General features: G+C 70.4%; 16 protein-coding genes. 8 read left to right on the top strand and 8 right to left on the bottom strand.

Translation table 11 applies throughout. The annotated features are described in order from the left end of the window. Position 1 precedes the first annotated feature (1 nt). Entirely contained in the window at positions 2–259 is a 258-nt protein-coding gene (locus E1286_RS12875) for a hypothetical protein (protein WP_132612044.1), read from the top strand. A gap of 87 nt (positions 260–346) precedes the next feature. Here E1286_RS12875 and E1286_RS12870 read toward each other — a convergent pair whose 3' ends face one another. Continuing rightward, positions 347–1729: an FG-GAP and VCBS repeat-containing protein gene (locus E1286_RS12870; RefSeq protein ID WP_132612042.1), complete on the bottom strand. Its 1383-nt coding sequence runs from the start codon at positions 1727–1729 to the stop codon at positions 347–349. Positions 1730–1899: 170 nt separating this feature from the next. Between E1286_RS12870 and E1286_RS12865 the strand changes: the two genes are divergently transcribed. From E1286_RS12865 to E1286_RS12850, 4 genes are read left to right on the top strand one after another with little or no spacing between them, the layout of a single operon-like run. Continuing rightward, on the top strand, positions 1900–6618 hold the full coding sequence (locus E1286_RS12865; RefSeq protein ID WP_132612040.1) for a caspase family protein: 4719 nt from the start codon (positions 1900–1902) through the stop codon (positions 6616–6618). Next, entirely contained in the window at positions 6611–6937 is a 327-nt protein-coding gene (locus E1286_RS12860; protein WP_132612038.1) for a hypothetical protein, read from the top strand. The genes E1286_RS12865 and E1286_RS12860 overlap by 8 nt, the downstream gene beginning before the upstream one ends. Further along, positions 6934–7530, top strand: coding sequence for a hypothetical protein (locus E1286_RS12855; protein WP_132612036.1), 597 nt, complete (start codon positions 6934–6936; stop codon positions 7528–7530). Before E1286_RS12860 ends, E1286_RS12855 begins: the two co-directional genes overlap by 4 nt. Positions 7531–7569: 39 nt before the next feature. Next, the gene (locus E1286_RS12850; RefSeq protein WP_132612034.1) at positions 7570–8799 is read left to right on the top strand and encodes a cytochrome P450; all 1230 of its coding nucleotides are present in this window, start codon (positions 7570–7572) and stop codon (positions 8797–8799) included. A gap of 164 nt (positions 8800–8963) precedes the next feature. Here the strand turns inward: E1286_RS12850 and E1286_RS12845 are convergent, their stop codons facing one another. The 3 genes from E1286_RS12845 to E1286_RS12835 form a co-directional block, all read right to left on the bottom strand. After that, a complete protein-coding gene (locus tag E1286_RS12845; protein ID WP_132612032.1) occupies positions 8964–10082 on the bottom strand; it encodes an L-dopachrome tautomerase-related protein in 1119 nt (372 codons plus the stop codon). Between the two features lie 262 nt (positions 10083–10344). Then, positions 10345–11763, bottom strand: a complete 1419-nt coding sequence (locus E1286_RS12840) for an MFS transporter (RefSeq protein WP_132612030.1) — start codon at positions 11761–11763, stop codon at positions 10345–10347. Positions 11764–11810: 47 nt separating this feature from the next. Further along, complete coding sequence (locus tag E1286_RS12835; RefSeq protein ID WP_132612028.1) at positions 11811–12665, bottom strand: oxidoreductase; 855 nt, start codon at positions 12663–12665, stop codon at positions 11811–11813. Positions 12666–12734: 69 nt separating this feature from the next. Between E1286_RS12835 and E1286_RS12830 the strand changes: the two genes are divergently transcribed. Beyond that, complete coding sequence (locus tag E1286_RS12830) at positions 12735–13385, top strand: response regulator transcription factor (protein ID WP_132612026.1); 651 nt, start codon at positions 12735–12737, stop codon at positions 13383–13385. On the opposite strand, the gene E1286_RS12825 is transcribed toward E1286_RS12830, so the two are convergent. The 4 genes from E1286_RS12825 to E1286_RS12810 all read right to left on the bottom strand — a co-directional run bounded on the left by E1286_RS12825 (position 13375) and on the right by E1286_RS12810 (position 16840). Further along, positions 13375–13974 carry a TetR/AcrR family transcriptional regulator gene (locus E1286_RS12825; RefSeq protein ID WP_132612024.1) on the bottom strand — a complete coding sequence of 200 codons (600 nt, stop codon included), beginning with the start codon at positions 13972–13974 and terminating at the stop codon, positions 13375–13377. The two genes, E1286_RS12830 and E1286_RS12825, sit on opposite strands and share 11 nt — an antisense overlap. Before the next feature lie 79 nt (positions 13975–14053). Next, positions 14054–14704 carry a biliverdin-producing heme oxygenase gene (locus E1286_RS12820; protein WP_132612022.1) on the bottom strand — a complete coding sequence of 217 codons (651 nt, stop codon included), beginning with the start codon at positions 14702–14704 and terminating at the stop codon, positions 14054–14056. Positions 14705–14832: 128 nt separating this feature from the next. After that, positions 14833–15855 (bottom strand): ABC transporter ATP-binding protein, encoded by a 1023-nt coding sequence (locus E1286_RS12815; RefSeq protein WP_132612020.1) that lies wholly within the window; start codon positions 15853–15855, stop codon positions 14833–14835. After that, positions 15839–16840: an ABC transporter ATP-binding protein gene (locus tag E1286_RS12810; protein ID WP_132612018.1), complete on the bottom strand. Its 1002-nt coding sequence runs from the start codon at positions 16838–16840 to the stop codon at positions 15839–15841. The genes E1286_RS12815 and E1286_RS12810 overlap by 17 nt, the downstream gene beginning before the upstream one ends. Positions 16841–16969: 129 nt before the next feature. On the opposite strand from E1286_RS12810, the gene E1286_RS12805 reads away from it, so the two are divergent. Both E1286_RS12805 and E1286_RS12800 read left to right on the top strand, forming a co-directional pair. Then, positions 16970–18178 carry a dipeptidase gene (locus E1286_RS12805; RefSeq protein WP_132612016.1) on the top strand — a complete coding sequence of 403 codons (1209 nt, stop codon included), beginning with the start codon at positions 16970–16972 and terminating at the stop codon, positions 18176–18178. Continuing rightward, on the top strand, positions 18178–19752 hold the full coding sequence (locus tag E1286_RS12800; RefSeq protein WP_132612014.1) for an ABC transporter substrate-binding protein: 1575 nt from the start codon (positions 18178–18180) through the stop codon (positions 19750–19752). The genes E1286_RS12805 and E1286_RS12800 overlap by 1 nt, the downstream gene beginning before the upstream one ends.

Genomic DNA, 19752 nt, shown 5'->3' with positions numbered 1-19752 from the left:
GGTGGAGCACCTCATCCAGCTGGCCCAGCAGGAGGGCCGGCTCCGTCAGGGGATCGGCCCCATCGACCTCCTTGCCGGCATCATCAAGCTGTCCCGCCCGCTGCCCGTCATCAGCGCCGAACTGAACGAGCTGCTGACGCTCCGGCTGGAGCTGTTCCTCGGCGGCCTCCACGCCACCGCGCTGGACGCCTCCGAGCCGCTGCGCCGGCGGTCGCTGACCCTGGACGAGCTGGACCGCTACCTCAAGACGGCGGAGTAGCCGGCGCCCGCCTGCCCCGGCCTGTTCGCGGAGCGGTATGAGCGCGCTGGAGGGCGGAGGCGCTGTTGTCGCGAGGTTGTCGGCGGATCAGCTGATGGTGTAGCCGAACAGGCCGGTGCCGGTGGTCAGGGGGCGGAACCCGCCGAGGGTGAGGGCTGACTTGCGGCGGCCCGGGGTGTACATGACGACGCCCTGCTCGGGGGAGGCGGCCACCAGGCCGTACAGGGGGCGTTGCTTCGCGAGGGGGCGGTGGCGGGAGCCCCAGTCCGGTACGACCGCCACGGAGGCGCCGAAGTCGCGGCCGCGGCCCTTGACCAGCAGGTTGCCCTGCCGTGTCAGGCCGCCGGAGGGGCGGCCGGTCAGCACCTGGACGCTGTTCTCGCCGGGGACGCCGACCGCGAGCTCGTCGAGCCCGTCGCCGTTGAGGTCGCCGGCCGCCAGCGACGCCCCGAGCCGGTCGAAGTAGCGCGGCCGCCCGTCCAGGGTGTTCTGCGACCACGCCTCCGCGCCACCGCCGCCGACCCCGCTCCGGGAGCCGTACAGCACATGCACCATCCCGTCGCCGTAGTCCATGGCCCGCTGGTTCGCGGTGATGCCCTCGCCCGGCACGCCGACGGCCAGGTCGGCCCGGCGGTCGCCGTTGAAGTCGCCGGTGGCCAGGGCGGAGCCGAACCCGTCCCACTTCTCCGCGGCCCCCGCGATCCCCGGCGAGCTCTGCGTGAACTGCCGCGCCCGCTTCCGCCGCACGTCGATCACGGTGACCGAGCCCTGCCCGTCCTTCGCCACGGTGTCGGAGGGCGCCCCGACGGCGAGCTCGGCGCGGCCGTCACCGTCGAAGTCCCCGGTGGCCAGCGTCGCCCCCCACTGGTCGGTGACGCTCGCCGCCTGCCGCACCCACGACGTCTTCTGTGTGATCTCGTACGGCTTGCGGCCCTTCATCCCGTACACGGTCACGGACCCGCCGGCTCCCCGGCTGGGCGCCCCCACGGCCAGCTCGTCCCGGCCGTCATCGTCGAAGTCGCCCGCCGCCAGCGAGGCACCGAAACGATCGCTGGACGGCTTCGGCAGCCGCAGCTCCCGTCCGGCGACGAGCCCGTCCGGCGAGCCGTCGTAGATCTGCACGACCCCGTTCCCGTCGGCGCCCGGGGTCCGCTCCCCGGTGAACTCCTCCGACACCCCCACGGCCAGGTCCGCGCACCGGTCGCCGTCGAAGTCACCCGCGGCCAGCGCCGAGCCGAACGAGTCGCCGGGCTCCGCGCCGCCCTCCTGCGCGAGCACGGTCTTCTCGCCGGAGCCGTACAGCACGGTCACGGAGCCGGCGCGAGAGCGGTCGTACGGGGCGGCGATCGCGAGGTCGGCCCGGCCGTCGCCGTCGAAGTCGAGCGGCCGCCCAGCGCACGAGGAGGCCGCCGCGGGCGTCGTACCGCAGGCCAGGGGGAGCAGCAGGCAGGCGGTGAGCAGCACTTTCATACCCGCAGTAATGACCAGTCAGGTCGAACCGTGACTGAACGGCACGAGAACGGTCCAAGAGAACCGGATGCACATCACTCCGTGCGATGAGATGATCACCTCGTCTCTCCGCCCCAGGAGGCTCGCGGGCGTGGGAGGCGGCCCCCGCGAGGTCGAGGTGAGGTGGACGAGTGACCGTACGCCATGCGCTGCTGATCGGCGTCCCCCGGTGTGACGACCGGGAACTGGACGATCTCGGCGACGTCGTCAGGACCGACGTGCGGGCCATGCGGCAGTCGCTGGACCAGTCCGGCTACGCGGTCGTCGAGAGCTTCGGCGTTGAAGAGTCGGAGGAGCCGACAGGCACCCGGATCAGGAGGCGCATCAGGCGCGCCTGCGAGGAGGTGCCCGAGGGCGGCGTGCTGCTGCTGTACTTCTCTGGGCACGGCGTCTCCCTGGACGGCTCCGACTACCTGGTGCCCTGCGACGCCGACCGTGGCACCGGCGCCCTCGCCGTCGATGAGCTGGTGTCGTTCGTCCCCGACGGGCTCGAAGGCTGCCGGGCCAGGCTGGTCGTGTTCTTCGTCGACGCGTGCAGGAACGCGCCTGCCGGCGAGCACAATCCCGTCGTGCACGGCGGGCGGCTGCCGTACTGGAAGGGCGGCGACTTTGTCATGATCACCGGCTGCGGTCCCGGCCAGAAGTGTCACTACGGCGAGACCGGCAGCTACTTCACCCAGGCGCTCGCCCAGACGCTCGATCGGCGAAACCCCGCCCGCACCCTGCAACAGGTCTTCGACGACGTCCGCCGCCAGATGGCCCGCGTGGCACGCCCGACGGACGAGCAGCCGCAACAGCCGCACGCCCACCACGTGCTCAGCGAGCGGATGCCCGGCGCCGACCTCGCCATCTGCGACGGCGACGACTTGACCGTGGCCTGGCGTCGCGCAGTCGAGACGACGCCACTGTGGGACCTCAGCGCCGAGGCCGTGCCGACCGCCACGAGAGAGAAGGTCCGTGAGGTCGTCGAGCGGTGTGCCGTGCGCCGCAACGAGGCCGCCGCCGAGCTGAGGAGGCACGTCAGGATCGACGACCCCTGGAGCGATCAGAACTACCCGATCCGCATTCTCGACCGGCTGGTGGAACTGCTCGACGGCGCCGAGCTCACGCCGGCTGAGACAGCGCTGCTGGTCGCGGCACCGTTCCTGCGCGAATGCCTGATCGGGGCGGGCATCCGCCAGGCCGCCCGCATCAAGCCGATCTCGTTCGCGCGCACGTACGAGCCGGGACCGCGCAACGACCTTGAGCTCACGCACGAGATGCATCAGCACTTGCTGCAGCGGGCCGAGGGGCTGGCCGCCAGGGAAGCGTACGCGGCGCGCGACGCGCTGGCGATGTGGCTGGTGCACCAGTGGCTCGCTGTCGGCTCGGCGCTGTGGCGCGGAGAGGACGCCAAGCAACTGTACGCCGCGACGGCCTCCGCCCTTGACGTGACCCCGAAGGCCCCGCGTGGTGAGCGGGCCGGATTGGTGGAAGCCCTTGTCCTGGCGGTGGGCTCCGACCTGGCCGACCACGACCTGGCCGAGCGGGCCTACCTCGACGGGCGGTGGCGCGTGCTGACGAGGGTGCTCGGTGTGGCTGGCACGCTGGCCGTGGACGTCCGGCGCCTGCCGTCCGTGATCGCCGACCATCTGGGCACCCACCTCGAACTGCCGCTGAGCACGGTCACCTCGGCGGTGGAGCGGCTCGAGTGGCGGCATTCGGAGGAGGCGCTCAACCTCTGCCTCAGCTGCGAACATCCCGCGCTGCACCTGGCGCTGGAGGACGTCGTGCGCCGGGCGGATGCCGCACTCGCGGCTGCCCAGGCCGACAAGCACCTGGCGCCAGTGCTCGTCAAACGGCTTCCCGAACGCGTCACGGCCGATGAGCTCCGTCCCGAGCAGCGCGAGCGGACCCCCGCGTACGCCACGCCGGTCATGAGGTTCCGGCTGGCCGAGGAGAAGGTGCGCGAGCTGCTCATGGGGCGCCAGCTCTACGACGACCCCTCGCTGGCCATCCGCGAGCTCTACCAGAACGCCCTCGACGCCTGCCGCTACCGCGACACCCGGCTCCGTTACATCAGGCGCGAGGGCTGGCACGGCGAGATTACCTTCCGGCAGGGCGTGAAGGACGGCCGCCCGTACATCGAGTGCCAGGATAACGGCGTCGGCATGGACGCCGACACGCTCCTGCACGTGTTCGCGAACGCGGGTGAGCGGTTCGTCTACCGGCAGCAGTACCGCGCCGAGCAGGCCGAGTGGGAGTCCGCGGACCCGCCGCTGCGGATGGTGTCCAACAGCCAGTTCGGGGTCGGCGTGTTCAGCTATTTCATGCTGGCCGACGAGATCGAGGTGCTGACCCGTCCCGTCAACAGGCATGGTGTTCCGGCCCAGCAGGCCCACAGCGTCCACATCGCCAGCAGCGGGAGTCTCCTGCAGATCACCCCATCCGAGGCGGGCATGCCCGAAGGAGGCACACGTGTGCGCCTCTACCTGAGCGGCGACGAGAAGGTGTCGGTGCTGCGGACGATGCGGCGGCTGCTCTGGGTCTCCGACTATGACGTGGAGGTCACCGAGGAAGACAGGGGATCGGAGCGGTGGACGGCAGGGAAGCTGCGATACCAGGACGACAGCCCTCTCAAGGTCGGTGCGGATCTGTGGTGGGTATCCGGCAACGGCGGGCTGCTGGCGGACGGCATCCTGACGACCGAGCAGATGTTCGGCGTGGTCGTCAACCTGCGCGGCGTCCACCGGCCACGGTTCACCGTCGACCGCAAGAAGCTGCGCGAATGGGACAGGACATGGGTGCACGAGGAGACGGAACGGTCGTTGCCTGCGCTCGAAACCTGGCCGGGTCTCACCATGTCGTGGTTGTGGGAGATGACCGAGGACACGCCTCAGCGGGCCCAGCGGGTCTTCGACCACCTGGTGAAGATCGACGCCCAGGTGCCGATCGGCGAGTTCTGGGCGCGGGACCTGCTGGTCCCGATCAGGGCCGTCGGGTGCCTGCCGGAAGACGCCGCTCTGCTCAGCCTTCGTAGCCAGGAAGGGAGGTACGCCGTCTGGTTGCGAACCTGGCGGGCCCTGCAGTGGCACGCGCTCCTCGGTCACATCCCGCGCAGCCGCATGATCCAGGCAGCCGGCGGCGGAAGCGGCGAGGGCTGTCCGCTCGTCGGGCCGGTGGATGCCAAGCTGCTGGAAGGCCTGGCCCACGGAACGCGGGCGTCCCGGGAACATCTGCTGGAAGGACTCGCCGATTCGGAGGAGAGCGTCGTCTCCGTTCTGCGCAGGCTGCGACGCTACGCGATTACGGGGCTGGACGTGTCGGTCGCGCGCGCTATTCCTCCCGTCACTCGCGCGCTGACGGACGAGGAACGACCGTTGTTCGCCGTGCTCACAGCCTGGTTGTGCGTGGGCGCGGCGAGAGACGAGGACTCGTTCGGCCACCTGATCCTGGCGTCGAGAAGGCTGGATCTTCCCCTGGGAGAGGTGCTCAGGCGGGCGGCGGAGCTGGCGCCGCCCGGGTGGAGCATTCCGGAACTGGACCTGGGGCCGCTCGCCGATCACGTCTGCACGGAGATGGACGCGCGTCTGATGTCGAGAGACTGGGACGGGATGAGACCGTGGCTCACGGGCGATATCGCGCCGAGCCGGGTGGCCGACACCAGCGTGGAGCGTGGCCTGTCCGTCAAGGACGTGCTGGACATGTACGGGCGGTTCGCTCCCCTCGGTGTGCGAGTTCAGGGCAGCGAGCGGTATCCGGACGACCTCAACCCTCTGGAACTCGAAGCGCTGCGGCTGGTCGATCACGTGGGACAGCGGATCACCCGCATGCACCTCGTGGTCGTCGCCGGCCGGGCCGGCCTCTCGGTCCACGAAGCACACGCCGCGCTGGCCCGGCTGGAAGTCCGCGGCCTCCTTGAGCGGCCCGAGATCGCTGGATCGCCGGATCTGCGTCCTGGACGTGATGAGGTGCACTTTGTCCTCACGTGCCTGTCCATGTCCGGCGCTGCCGAGAAGCCGGATGTCGCCGATCGGATGACCGCCCTGCGCATCGCCGCCACTGTGGAACGGGAAAGCCTCCGCCACCCTGTGGAGACCCGAATCAGAGAGGCGGCCGTTCTCGCCACCCCCGGCGAGCCCTTCACCAAAGTGGACCTGATCCGTGCCGCCGTCGAGTTGAGGTGTGCGATCGGGGTGGCTCGTGAGAAGCTGCTCAGCTTTTACCCCGGAGCCGACGCCGAGGCCGTTTCCCCGGAAGAGGCGCCCCTTGTTTTGGGGCGATACGTGGCTGGCATGCTCAGGGAGGCGGAGACATCCGCGGCGCTCAGCTGGGACCTCGATCCTGGAAAACTCATCCAGAATGCCTACTTTTCGGGCATGTCGGTCGGCGCCTTCCTCCGGAGACTCCGGACCTACCGGGCACTGGGCATGCCCGTGCCCGACGTCCACGACGAGGCTTTGGACGAGTTCCATCCCACCGAAGAGGACGCCAAGCTGCTGTCCCGAACAGGAGCAGGCGAGCCCTACATGTCGGAGGTGGATCCGCTCTCCCTCGTCCAGGTCGCGGGCCGGAACGGCTGGACCGTGGCCGGCACCCACCGCCGTCTGCTCCGCTTCACGCCGCTCGGTGTGACACTCGACTACCCGCACGACGCCTGCCCCGACACCATCGTCCACTGGCAGGACTTGCTCGCGCTCACCGTCCACCTCGATGGCCACGCCCCTGCCATCGCCGGCGCGGTGACCCCGGCGCACCTCGTCCGCGCGGCCGAGGAGCTCGACGAGACCCCCGAGCGGGTACGCGAGCGCCTCCTCCGCTATGCCCAGCTGTTCGGCCTCACCGTCCCCGAGGAGATCATCGTTGCCTGAGATCGAGAGCCATCGGTCCATTGAGTACCAGGTCGTCGATCGCGGACCGCAGAAGGAGGGCTTCACCGTCGACAAGTCCCCCACCGAGGACGGCCTGGAGGTATCGGGTGTCTGCCCCGCCTGCCACGGCAGGACCACCACCCCCTGGTCGTACGGCATCGCTGGAGGCAAGGGCGTGTTCAGGAAGAAGCGGGAGAACGCCCAGCCCTCCGGTCCCCGCACCGTCGCTTGCGAGTGCGGATACGCTCACCCCAATCGGCCTGAAACGGCATGGAACGTCGGCTGCGGCGCGTACTGGACCGTGGAGCTTCCCTCGTGAGCGTCGACTCGTGGCGATGGCTGCAGAAGGCCCAGCAACTGCGGTTCGAGCAGTTGGAGATCGCCCGCAAGCAGGCCGAGAGCTGGCGTACCGGGCTGACCGGGATCACAGCCCTGTTGGCCGCCGTGCTCGTCGTCAAGGGCCGCGACAGCGTCAGCGACCTGGCGCAGCCGTACAAGTGGGTGGTGCCGCTGTTGCTTGCTCTCGCACTGGCCACGCTGGTGTGGGCCACGCTCACTGCGGTGAGCGCCGCCTCCGGTAGCCCGTCGCGCAAGACCCTGCTCACCGGTGAAGACCTGCGCGACTGGACCGTTGGCGAGGTCAGGCGGATCGAGAAGGCGGTCGTCCGGGCTCGGGTGCTCACCGTGGCCGGGGTGACGGCGGTGGCTGCGGCGGTCGGTGTGTCCTGGCTGGCCCCAGTCGCCACCCCGCCGGCCGCGCTGGTGGTCGTCGAGTCAGCGTCCGGACGGATCTGCGGCACCCTGGTGGACACCAGCGGCGGCAACCTGCTGGTGAAGGTACGCGAGGACCAGCAGGTCGTCCCGCTGGCGGGCGTGGCGCGCATCCGCGGGGTCACCGCATGCCCGCGCTGACCGGACTTCCCGGGTGCGGGAGCGTGCCAGGATAGACGGGTGGACATCGACCTCGCTGATCTCGACTTCTGGCGTAAGCCGCTCAAGGAGCGGAACGAGGCGTTCGCCCGGCTGCGTGAGCTGGAGCATCCGGTGTTCTTCCCCGAGAAGAAAGTGCCGTTCCTCCGCTCCGGCAAGGGTTTCTACGCCCTCGTCCGGCATGCCGACGTGGTCGAGGCCAGCCGCAACGCCAAGGTGTTCTCCAGCGAGCCGGCCGTCACCAACCCGGAGCCGCCGGGCTGGGTCAAGCAGGTGTTCGGCGAGTCGATGGTCAACATGGACGACCCGCGCCACGCCCGCCTGCGCCGCATCGTCACCCGCTCGTTCAGCCCCAAGATGCTGGCCAATCTCCAGGGCGACATCGAGGCCGCCTGCGCCCGCATCGTCGACGACGTGATCAAGGACGGGCCGCGCGACTTCGTCGCCCAGGTCGCCGCCCGCCTGCCCATCCACGTCATCTGCGACATGCTCGACATCCCGCAGGAGCTGCGCGAGCAGGTCCACCGGCACGTCGACATCTCCACCGCCTACACCGGCGTCCGGCCGAGCCTGGCCCGCAGCGTCCAGATGGCCGGCCAGAACATGCTGGCCCTGCTCGCCCTGCAGCGCATGGTGATCAAGCTCGGCCACGAGCGCGCCGCCGACCCCAAGGGCGACCTGGTCTCGTTGCTGGTCACCGCCAACCCCGACGGCGAGAAGCTCACCGACAAGGAGCTCGGGTCGTTCTTCTCGTTGCTGCTGGTGGCGGGCAACGAGACGGCGCGCAACACGATGGCCCACGGCATCAAGCTGCTCACCGACAACCCGGCGCAGCGCGAGCTGCTGATGAGCGACTTCGACGCCCACATCAACAACGCCATCGAGGAGATGGTCCGCCACGTCTCGCCGATCATGCAGTTCCGGCGCACGGTCACGCAGGACCACTCGCTGCGCGGCCTGGAGCTGAAGAAGGGCGACAAGGTCGTGCTCTTCTACGGCTCGGCCAACCGCGACGAGTCGGTCTTCCCCGACGCCGACGCGTTCGACATCACCCGCGACACCAAGCCGCATGTCGGGTTCGGCGGGCCGGGCCCCCACTTCTGCCTGGGCGCCAACCTGGCCAGGCAGGAGATGCGCACGATGTTCCGCGAGCTGCTGACCCGGCTGCAGGGCATCCGCTCCGTCGGCGAGCCCGAACTGCTGTTGTCGAACTTCGACAACAGCGTGCGCAGTCAGCCCTTCACGTTCTGATCGGCACCTGCACCGACCCCGAACACCGGGCGTCGAGCAGGGGCTGCAACGCTCCCGCGTCGGTCAGGCAGCCACCTCGCGCAGGATCTGCCCATGGTGCTCTCGTCCGCGGCCGGTCAGCGTCGCAGCAGGTCGGTCCAGGAGGCGGTGTGCACGGTCGTCGTTCAGAGCAGCCGAACGGGGCCGGCGTCGATGGGTGTGCGAAACAGGGCGTAGGGGTAGCGGCGCAGGTCTTGCCCGTTCTGGTAAGCCGCCTGCCGGTGGAGCTGATTGGAGGTGACGTAAAGATGGCTCTGGGTGACCGACATCGTGTCGGGCCACAGCAGTCTCGGGTCGTGCACGAGAGCCTCGAAGGTTCCGTCCGGGAGGCGGCGCATGATGGCGTTGTGCTCCCAGTTCGTGATGTAGACGCGTCCGGCGTCGTCGGTTTCCAGGCCATCGGCCGAGCCGCCCTTGTCTCCTTCATCCGTGACTGTGGCCGCCACCTCCTCCTCGCTGACCGAGCGGTCGGCCAGGGCGTCAGCCGACACGCTGTACAGGTGCCGTGACATGAGCGGGCAGTAGAACAGCCGTTCGCCGTCGGCCGAGATGGCGATGCCGTCGGCGCCCATCAGGACCGGCTTGGGCGGGCCGTCCTTCGGGCGTTCCATGAAGACGCGGCCCTCAACGATCGGCAGGTAGCCGGGCGGCCTTTCCGCCTTGGTGCTGGGGTGGTCGTTCAGTCGTCGCCATGCCTGTTCGGTCGCCAGGTCCACCACGACGATGGCGTTGGGACCGTTGCCGGAGGAGTCGGTGATGTAGGCGACGCCCTCGGTCGCGTTGCGCAGGTCGAAGCGGACGTCGTTGAGGTAGGAGGTGCTGAGCGCCACGTCGGGTTCGAAGGCGATCACCCGAACCACGGTGTCGCTCCGCAGGTCGACGCAGACCAGCTTGGGGCCGCCCGGTTCGGTCGGCTTGAACAGCGGACTGCCGGTGTCCAGGATCCACAGACGGTCGGCTGGATCGACCACTACGCTCTGCACCGACACCAGCCGCTTGAACAGGTCGCCGGACCTGGCGTTCCACGCCTGGTCCGGGAACGGCACGGCCTTGCCGTCACGCAGCTCGGCCACGGTGGCGGCGACGTCGTCACCCCACAGCGGGTAGTTGACGAAGATCCGGCCAGTGTGCGACACAGTGACGCCGGTCGGCATCGGGCCTTCCTTGAAGGCGTGCACCAGCTCCAGCATGCCGAACGGCTGGTCGGTCTGCTCTCTGATGTCTTCATGGTCGTTTGCCGTCATGACACCGTTCCCCCCTTGCTCGGGATGAGTTGCCCTCCGCCGCGGAGCGTCACGCGGAGTCTTGGGGGGCGACACGCGGCACGAAAGGCGACCCACGTCCATCAGGTGAGACGTGGATGACGGTTCTGCGCCCGTGCAGTGAACCGAGATCCAGAGATTCACGGAGGGCCTTCCCCTCCCCAGCAGAGATCACGCGGGTTCGCGGCAGGTCATTGCACCCACCAGGCGACGAAATGGCGATCCACTTCACCCCGGCGTCGCCCTAGTCGTCGTCCCCGCCGGCCAGCACGTTCGTCCTGATCGTGACGAACGTGATCAGCGCCGCGACCGCCATCATCCCGGCGCTGACCAGCATCGCCGTCCGGTAGCCCGCCCCGAACACCGCGGGGTTCTGGAAGGCGTCGCCCACCAGCCCGACCAGCGGCGGCACGGCGGCCACCGCCAGGAGACTGCCGGTGCGGGCGACCGCGTTGTTGACGCCGCTGGCCGTGCCCGCGTGCCGCTCGTCGGCCGTGGCCAGCACGGTCGCCGTCAGCGGCGCGACCGCCGCCGACAGCCCCAGCCCGAAGACGGACACCGCGGGGATCACGTGCAACGCGTACGACGAGCCGGCGCCGATCGTGCTCATCGCCAGGAATCCCACGCCCGCCACGAGGATGCCGATCGTCATGAGCAGGCGCGGGCCGACGCGCCGGGCCAGCTCGCCGGCCCGGGCCGACAGCAGCAGCATCAGGACCGTCGTGGGCAGCATCGCCATCCCGGCCGCGATGGGGGAGAAGCCGGAGACCACCTGCAGCTGCACGACGAGCAGGAAGAACACCACGCCCATGGCCGCGTACATGATCAGCGTCACCACGTTCACCGCCGTGAAGACCCGGTCGCGGAAGATCTCCACCGGCACCAGCGCGTCCGGCGACCTGCGCACCTGCGTCACCACGAACGCCGCCGCGAGCGCCAGCCCGGCCAGCAGCGGCACGGGCGCCCCCTGCTGGATGAGCCCGTACGTGATGCCCGCCAGGGCCAGCGCCGCCAGGGCCGCGCCCAGCACGTCGAAACGTCCCGCCGCCTGCTCGTCCCTGCTCTCCGGTACGTGCCGCAGCGTCAGCACCACGATGACCACCGCGAACGGCAGGTTGATCAGGAACGCCCACCGCCACCCGGCCGTCTGCACCAGCCAGCCGCCCAGCAGCGGACCGACCGCGCTGGCCACGCCGCCGAGCCCCGACCACACACCCACGGCCCTCGGCCGGTCGTGCCGGACGAACGACGCCTGGATGAGGGCGAGCGAGCCCGGCGTGAGCAGTGCCCCGCCGACGCCCTGCAGGGCGCGGGCGGCGACGAGGAACTCGATGTTCGGCGACAGGCCGCACAAGGCCGAGGCGATGGCGAACCAGACGACGCCCACGAGGAAGACGTTGCGCCGGCCGTAGCGGTCGCCGAGGGAGCCGCCCAGCAGGATCAGCCCGGCGAGGGTCAGCGTGTAGGCGTTGATCGTCCACTGCAGGCCGGCCATGTCGGCCTCCAGCTCCCGCCCGAGGAACGGCAACGCCACGTTCACCACGGTGCTGTCGAGCAGCGCCAGCCCGGAGCCGAGCACGGTCGCCGCCAGGATCCACCGGCCGCGCGCCGACTTCAGTACGACGTGCCCGTCGGCGCGGACCTCTTCCGGGGGATCTGCCATGGAGGCCATCCTGTCATCGCCTCCCGAACCGCCTGCAGGGGGGCGGGTCAGTACTCGAGGCCGGACAGATCCTCGCCGGTGAGGTGCAGGCCGGCCGCTCCCATGTTCTCCTCCAGGTGCTCGACCGAGCCCGTTCCGGGGATCGCCAGGATCGCCGGGGAGACGGCGAGCAGCCAGGCGAGCGCCACCTGCGTCGTCGTCGCCCGGCGCCGTGCCGCGACCCGCTCCAGGCGGGCGTGGTCGATCGGGTTGAGGCCGCCGCCCAGCGGGAAGAACGGCACGAACGCGATCCCGGCCGCGGCGCACTCCTCCACCAGCGAGGCCGACCCGCGATCCTGCACGTGGAAGGCGTTCTGCACGGCCGCCACCGGGGCGATCGCGCGGGCCTCGGCGAGCTGGGCGGCGTCGACGTTGCTCACGCCGAGATGGCGGATCAGCCCCTCGTCGCGGAGCTCGGCGAGGGCGGCGAAGCGCTCGCCGATCGACTCGCCGCCCGGCCCGGCCATCGCCCCGGCCCGCAGGTAGACCAGGTCCAGACGGTCCAGCCCGAGGCTGGTCAGGTTGTCCTCGACGAGGGCGCGCAGCTGGTCCGGCCTCGCCTGCAGGCTCGGGATGCCGCGCTCGTCCAGCATCGGCCCCACCTTCGTGGCGATCACCAGGCCGTCGGGGTACGGATGCAGCGCCTTGCGGATCAGGTCGTTGGAGGCCACGTCATCGCGCCGGTAGAACCAGGCGGTGTCGATGTGGTCGGCGCCGAGCTCGACGGCCCTGCGCAGCACGGCGATCCCGACCTCGGGGTCGCGGGCGGGCCCGGTGAGCGAGTCGCGGGCCAGGCGCATGGCTCCGAAACCGAGCCGGTGCACGGGCAGATCTCCGCCGATCGAGAACACGTTGTCCGTCATGCCGTCAGCCTCGCCGGTCGGGCGGACCCGGCCCAAGGCGATGGCAGCTTCCTGCCATATACTCCGGCGATGGTCATCACCGTACGCGGAGACATCGAGCTCGTGGCGCGGGCGGGTCACCTGTTCGAGGGCGTCACACGCGAGTTCGTCTGTGCCGCGCGCGACCTGTCCACGTGGGCGCAGCCGCAGGCCCGTGAGGCGGTCAGGCGGCGGATGGCCTGGGCGCCGGGCAGCGTCGGCGTGCGCAAGCTGCTCAGCCCGGCCGCGCTCGCCGGCGAGGAGGCGCGGCGCCACCTGCGGCAGCTCGCGGCGGGCCGGGTCCAGGTGCGCATCGCCGCGCGCCCCCTCCCGTACGAGACGATCGTCATCGACCGGTCGTACGCCATCACGGCGGGCGACCCCACGGCGGGGGTCAGGGAGTACACCGTGACCGACGAGCCGTCGCTCGTCGGCGGCATCTGCTCGCTCTTCGACGGGGTCTGGGAGGCGGCCACCGAGCTGGAGGCGTACCTCGGCACGGACCGGCCGCACCTCGACGACGCCGAACGCACCGTGCTGCGCATGCTGAGCCTCGGCCACACCGACGAGGCGGCGGCCCGTCGCCTCGGCGTCTCCCTGCGCACCTACCGGCGGCGGGTGGCCGCCCTGATGGCGGCGCTGGAGGCGGAGACCCGCTTCCAGGCCGGGAAACGCGCCGGCGAACTCGGCCTCACGAGCTGAAGGCGAGGGCGCGGAGCACGAACTCCGACACCAGCTCCCCGGCCCGCTCCACCGTCACCTCGCCGCTGATCAGCGGCACGCGCTCGGCGCCGATCAGCGCGAGGATCATGCGCGCCGTGGCCGGCACGTCGAGCACCCTGAAGTCTCCTGAGTCGATGCCGCTCCGCAGGATGTCCACGAGGATGCGCTGCATGGGCGCGACGTGCTCGGCGAGGCGCTGGTAGGCGTCGGGGCCGAGCGTCGCGCTCAGATCGGCGGCCCCCGGATGGGGATGGGCGACCAGCCCGGCCAGCTGGAGCCGGACGAAGGCCCGCAGCCGGTCGGCGGGCGAGGCCCCCTCCGGCAGCTCCCGCTCGTAACCGTCGATGAAGTACTGGGTCACCCGCTCGGTGAACGCCAGCAGCAGGGCCGCCTTGTCGGGGAAGTAGTTGTACAGGACCGTACGGGTGATGCCTGCCTCGCCGGCCACGTCGGTCATCGAGATGGCGTCGATGCCCTGCACCCGTGACAGCCGCGACACCGCCTGCAGGATGCGGTCACGCGTCTGGGCGCGGTGCTCGCCGATGGTGGCGGCCGAGATGCGGGGCATAGGCCCATCGTAGGCCGGTCGCCGCCGCCGGGAGCCCTCAGCGGCGACGCCGTCGAGAGCCGCACCGGCCCGTGACGGGTCAGGCGGCGGCCTTGACGGTGTGCATCAGCTCGGTCAACACCTCGGTGTTGAGCTGGTAGGCCAGCTTGACCTCGCCGATCATCCGCCGGCGTTCGCGCTCGTCGAACTCCCGCTCCAGCGTGTCCAGCCGGGAGCGGTACTCGGTCTTGAACCGGGGCAGGCTGCCCAGGTCGTCGAAGAAGTAGAAGTCGACTCCGCCGCCCTTGGCGTAGCCGTAGATCTTCTGCAGCTCCATCCGGATGAACTGGCCGCCGGACAGATCGCCCAGGTAGCGGGTGTAGTGGTGGGCGATGAAGCCGCCCGGCCAGTCGGCGACCTGGTGGATGCGGGCCACCAGGGTGCGGGTGGACTTCGACGGGGCGATGCGCTCGCGCCAGCCGGGGCCGTAGACCGTCGCCAGGTCGCGCTCCAGCGCCCGCTCGCGGAACAGCTCGGGGAAGACGAACCGGCCCGCCACCGGGTGGCCGGCCAGCCGCCGCGAGACGCCGTCGAGCGCGGTGTAGGCGAAGTAGTGCTGGGCGACCATCTGGCCGTATTCGTGCTCGCTCAGGCGGCCGCTCATCAGCTCCGAGAGGTAGCTCTCGGACTCGGCCGACTCGTGGTCCGCCCAGGTGGCGTTCCGCAGGGTCTCGGAGAACGACGTGGTCACGGCCCACCTCAGGTCGAGCTGATGTTTCTGACGCAGTGTCACAAACACCGGCGCGCGGCGTCAAGTTGATGACGACAGGTTGTCATCAAAATGCCGTCCTGCCTCCTGTCTACCCGGGAAAGGCGACGTCAAAGGGCTGCCGCCCCTTTTTCGGCGGATGCCGCGCGTTCGGCGAAGTGGCAGGCGGCGTAGTGGGCGCCGACCGCCTCCAGGACGGGCTCCTCCTCGGCGCAGCGCGGCGCCGCCTTCCAGCAGCGCGTGTGGAAGCGGCACCCCGGGGGAGGCGCCACCGGGCTCGGCGGGTCGCCCGCCAGCATGATCCGCGAGCGTCCCCGCAACCGCGGCTTCGGCACGGGGGCCGCCGACAGCAGCGCCATCGTGTACGGATGCGCCGGCGCCCCGTACACCTGCCCCGCGGGCCCCAGCTCCGCCAGCCGTCCCAGGTACATCACCCCGACCCGGTGCGAGACGTGCCGTACCACGGCCAGGTCGTGCGCGATGAACACCAGCGCCACCCCGAGCGTCCGCTGCAGCTCGGCGAACAGGTTGACCACCTGCGCCTGCACCGACATGTCCAGCGCCGACACCGGCTCGTCGCACACGATCACGTCGGGCTCGGTGGCCAGAGCCCTGGCGATGCCGATGCGCTGGCGCTGCCCGCCGGAGAACTCGTGCGGGAACCGGTTCATCCGGTCGGGCGACAGGCCCACCAGCGTCAGCAGCTCGCCGACCCGCTCCCGCATGGCCCGCGCGTCCGGGGACAGGCGGTGCACGCGCAGCGGCTCGGCCACGATGTCGTGCACGGTCATGCGCGGGTTCAGCGAGGTGAGCGGGTCCTGGAAGACCATCTGGACGCGGCGCCGGATGTCGCGCGGCACCCCGCCCCTGGCGAAGAACGGCCGGCCCCGGAAGGTCACCTCCCCCTGGTCGGGGCGTTCCAGGCCGACGAGCATGCGGGCGAGCGTGGACTTGCCGCACCCGGACTCGCCGACGATGCCGAGCGTCTCGCCGGCGTGCAGCTCCAGGTCGACCCCCGCGACCGCGCGCACGGCCCCGCCCCGGGAGAGCATCCCGCCGCGGTAGCTCTTGTGCAGCCCCGACGCGCGCAGCACGGGCTCCCGCTTCTGGACGGGATCAGGCGAGGGCGGCATCGAGCATCTCCTCCGAGTGGTGGCAGGCGGCGTACCGGCCGGAACCGGTCGCCAGAGGGATCAGCGGCGGGCGGGTGGTGCGGCAGACCTCGCTCGCCCGGTCGCAGCGCGGCGCGAACGAGCAGCCCGGCGGCACCTGCGCCGGGCTGGGCGGGGCGCCCGGGATGGCGCGCAGCTCGGAGGCGGGCGCGTCCAGGTCGGGGATGGCCGCGAGCAGGGCGGCCGTGTACGGATGGGCGGGCAGGTCGTACAGCTCGCCGGCCTCGCCGCTCTCCACGATGCGCCCGGCGTACATCACCGCCACCCGGTCGCTGACCTCGGCCGCCACCCCCAGGTCGTGGGTGATGAGCAGGACCGCGGTGCCCAGATCGCGCCGCAGCCGGTCGATGAGCTCCAGGATCTGCGCCTGGACGGTCACGTCGAGTGCGGTCGTCGGCTCGTCGGCGATGATCAGATCTGGTTCCAGGGCGACCGCCATGGCGACCAGGATGCGCTGGCGCATGCCGCCCGAGAACTGGTGCGGGTAGTCGTCGACGCGCTTGGCCGCGGCCGGGATGCCCACCAGGGTCAGCATCTCGATCGAACGCGCCCGCGCCTGCCTGCGGGAGACGCCCAGATGCACCCGGAACAGCTCGCCGATCTGGTCGCCGATGCTGAGCACCGGGTTCAGGGCCGACAGCGCGTCCTGGAAGACGAGCGTCATCGCGCTGCCGCGCAGGGCGCGCCGCTCCTCCTCCGACATCGCGAGCAGGTCGCGCCCGCCCAGCCGGGCCGCCGCCGAGCGCACCCGCGTGCCCGGCCGGTCGAGCAGGCCCATGATCGCCTTCGCGGTGACCGACTTGCCGGAGCCGGACTCGCCGAGCAGCGCGAGCGTCTGGCCGCGTTCGATCGTCAGGTCCACCCCGCGTACGGCGGGGATCTCGCGCCCGTGGGCGGTGAACGTGACGTGCAGGTCACGGATCTCCAGGACCGGTGGTTCGCTCACCGCACCCCCTCCTCCAGTGTGACGAAACCGTGCGTCGATCACGTCGGTCTTGCCGGAAAACAACTTTAGTATTGCCTTTAATGCACGATCCTGGCATGATTCCGGCAATCGGACAAGAGGGGATGACAAGTGCTGGAAGCCGCGAAGAGCTACAAGGGCTACCGTTCGTACGAGTATCTGGAGGAGGGGGTCGACTACCGTCGATTCGACCTGGCACCCGAGCTCGGGCGCGTCCCGGCGTACCAGGGGCCCGAGCTCTCCACCGAGCAGACCGAGCGGGTGCGCCGCCTGCTCGCCGACAGCCTGGTCGTCTCCCTGCACGACCACCCGTCGATCTTCCCCGACGACATCCGCCAGACCGTCGAGTACAACCGCACGGCCCGCCACCACACCGGCTTCGAGGGCCTGGCCCGCTCCGGCATGACCGTCGTCTTCGACAACCTCATGGACGGCACCTGCTGCATCACCAGCCAGGCCGGCTGGAAGTGGAACGACGTGGTCGCCGACATCGGCATGCGCCTGTCGGACATCGCCCACCAGGACTTCGTCGTCAAGGTCGAGCGCCTGGCCGACGTCCACCGGGCGCACGCCGAGAGCCGCGTCGGCCTGGTGCTCGCCCTGGAGGCGGCCACCATGATCGAGAACGAGGTCGACCGCATCGACATGCTGTACGGCTTCGGCGTACGCCAGATGGGCATCGCCTACAGCGAGGCCAACGCCCTGGGCAGCGGCCTGAAGGAGCGCGGCGACGGCGGCCTGACACTGTTCGGCGAGCGCGCCGTGCGCCGCATGAACAAGCTCGGCATCGCCATCGACGTCTCCCACTCCGGCGACCAGACCTCGCTCGACACGATCCGCCACTCGACCAAGCCGATCCTCATCACGCACGCCGGCGCCCGCGGGGTCTGGCCGACGAACCGGATGAAGCCCGACGCGGTCATCCAGGCGGCCGCCGAGCGCGGCGGCGTGATCGGCCTGGAGGCGGCCCCGCACACCACCCTGTCGCCCGACCACCCGCGCCACAGCCTGGAGTCGGTGATGGACCACTTCACGTACTGCGTGGACCTGGTCGGCATCGACCACGTGGCCTTCGGCCCCGACACGCTCTTCGGCGACCACGTGGGGCTGCACGACACCTTCGCCGAGCACCTGTCGCTCAACGAGGCCCACGGCGGCGTCCCCTACGAGAAGGTGCCGTACGTGGACGGCCTGGAGAACCCGGCCGAGTGCTTCTGGAACATCATCGCCTGGCTGGTCGGCCACGGCTACTCCGACGACGAGATCACCAAGGTCGTCGGCGGCAACGTCATGCGCGTGCTGGAAGAGGTCTGGATCTGATGCGACGTGGAGTCCTGCTGGCCGCGCTGGCCGCCCTTACCCTGAGCGCCGCCTGCGCCCCCAGCGTGCCCGGATCGTCCGGCTCCTCCGGCGGGCAGCAGCCGGCGCCCTCCGACCGGCTCACCATCGGCACCACCGCCGACGTGCTCAACTACAACCCGCTGGTCGGCAACAGCCGCACGGACTCGTGGGTGACCAACCTCATGTACCCGCACCTGACGCAGATGGACATGACCGGCAAGCGGGTGCCGTACCTGGCCACGGAGTGGTCGTACGCCGAGGACGGCAAGAGCGCCACGGTGAGGCTGCGCGACGACATGAAGTGGTCGGACGGCAAGCCCGTCACCGCCGACGACGTCGTCTTCTCGGTGATGACGGTGAAGAAGGAGAACTTCGGCGTGGTCGCCGGCCTCATCACCGCCCTGGACGAGGCCGTGGCGGTCTCGCCCACGGAGGTGCGCTTCGACCTCACCCGCCCCGACGGCACGTTCCTGGACAACGTCGGCTTCTGGCTGCCGGTCGTGCCGAAGCACGTGTTCGAGAAGGCGCCGAGCGTGCAGAAGTTCGCCAACGACTCCGACTGGGTGAGCGCGGGGCCGTTCAAGCTGACCAAGGTCGAGCGCGGCCAGCGCTACGTCATGGAACGCGTCGACGGCTTCGGCCCCGGCACCCCGGCCGTCAAGGAAGTCGTCTTCCGCGTCTTCCCCGACGTCAACACCGAGGTCCTCGCCCTGCGCAACGGCGAGATCGACGTGATCGGGAACGTGCTGCCGCCCGCCACCGCGGCCGAGCTCAAGAACGACCCCAGCGTCAAGCAGGAGCAGATCCCGTCGCTCGGCTGGGCGCACCTGCAGTACAACGTCAAGCGCAAGCCGCTGGACGACGTACGCGTCCGCCAGGCCCTCGCGCACGCCGTGGACTACGAGGCGATCAGGAACATCGCGCTCAAGGGCTACGCCAAGTCCAGCAACTCCAGCGTCCTCACGCCCTCGCTGCCGGAGTGGGCCGACCCGGCCTCGAAGGAGTACACCTTCGACCCGGCGCTGTCCAAGCAGTTGCTGGCGCAGGCCGGGGTGAGCGACCTCAGCCTGAGCATGATCTACGACCAGGCCGACCCGAACATCGCCCGCTGGGCCCCCATGGTCCGCGACTCGGCGAAGCAGGCCGGGATCACGATCAAGCTCCAGGGGCTGGAGCGGAACACGTACGTGGACAAGAGCCTCAAGCACGACTTCGACATCTACGCCGGATCGTGGGCCATCATGGACAACCCGCCCGCGAACCTGGGCCTGGCCTTCAAGACCGGCGGATACATCAACTACGGCCAGGTCAGCGACCCCAAGCTGGACGCGCTGATCGACCAGGCGCAGAAGGCGCTGAGCGTGGAGGAGGCCAAGCCGCCGATCCAGGAGGCCGCCCGGCTCATCCGCGACCAGGTCTACGACAACGTCCTGTACGTCGAGACGTTCAACGTCGCGCACAACACGAAGTGGACCGGGTTCAAGCCGATGCCGAGCGAGCTGCTGTCCATCGTGAACCCGCTCTCCCTGGCAGCGGCGAAGCCGGCGGGCTGA

Source organism: Nonomuraea terrae, from assembly GCF_004348995.1.
GTDB lineage: Bacteria > Actinomycetota > Actinomycetes > Streptosporangiales > Streptosporangiaceae > Nonomuraea > Nonomuraea terrae.
The sequence above is the reverse complement of the archived record's forward strand: the minus strand, read 5'-3'. Positions and strand labels throughout refer to the sequence as shown.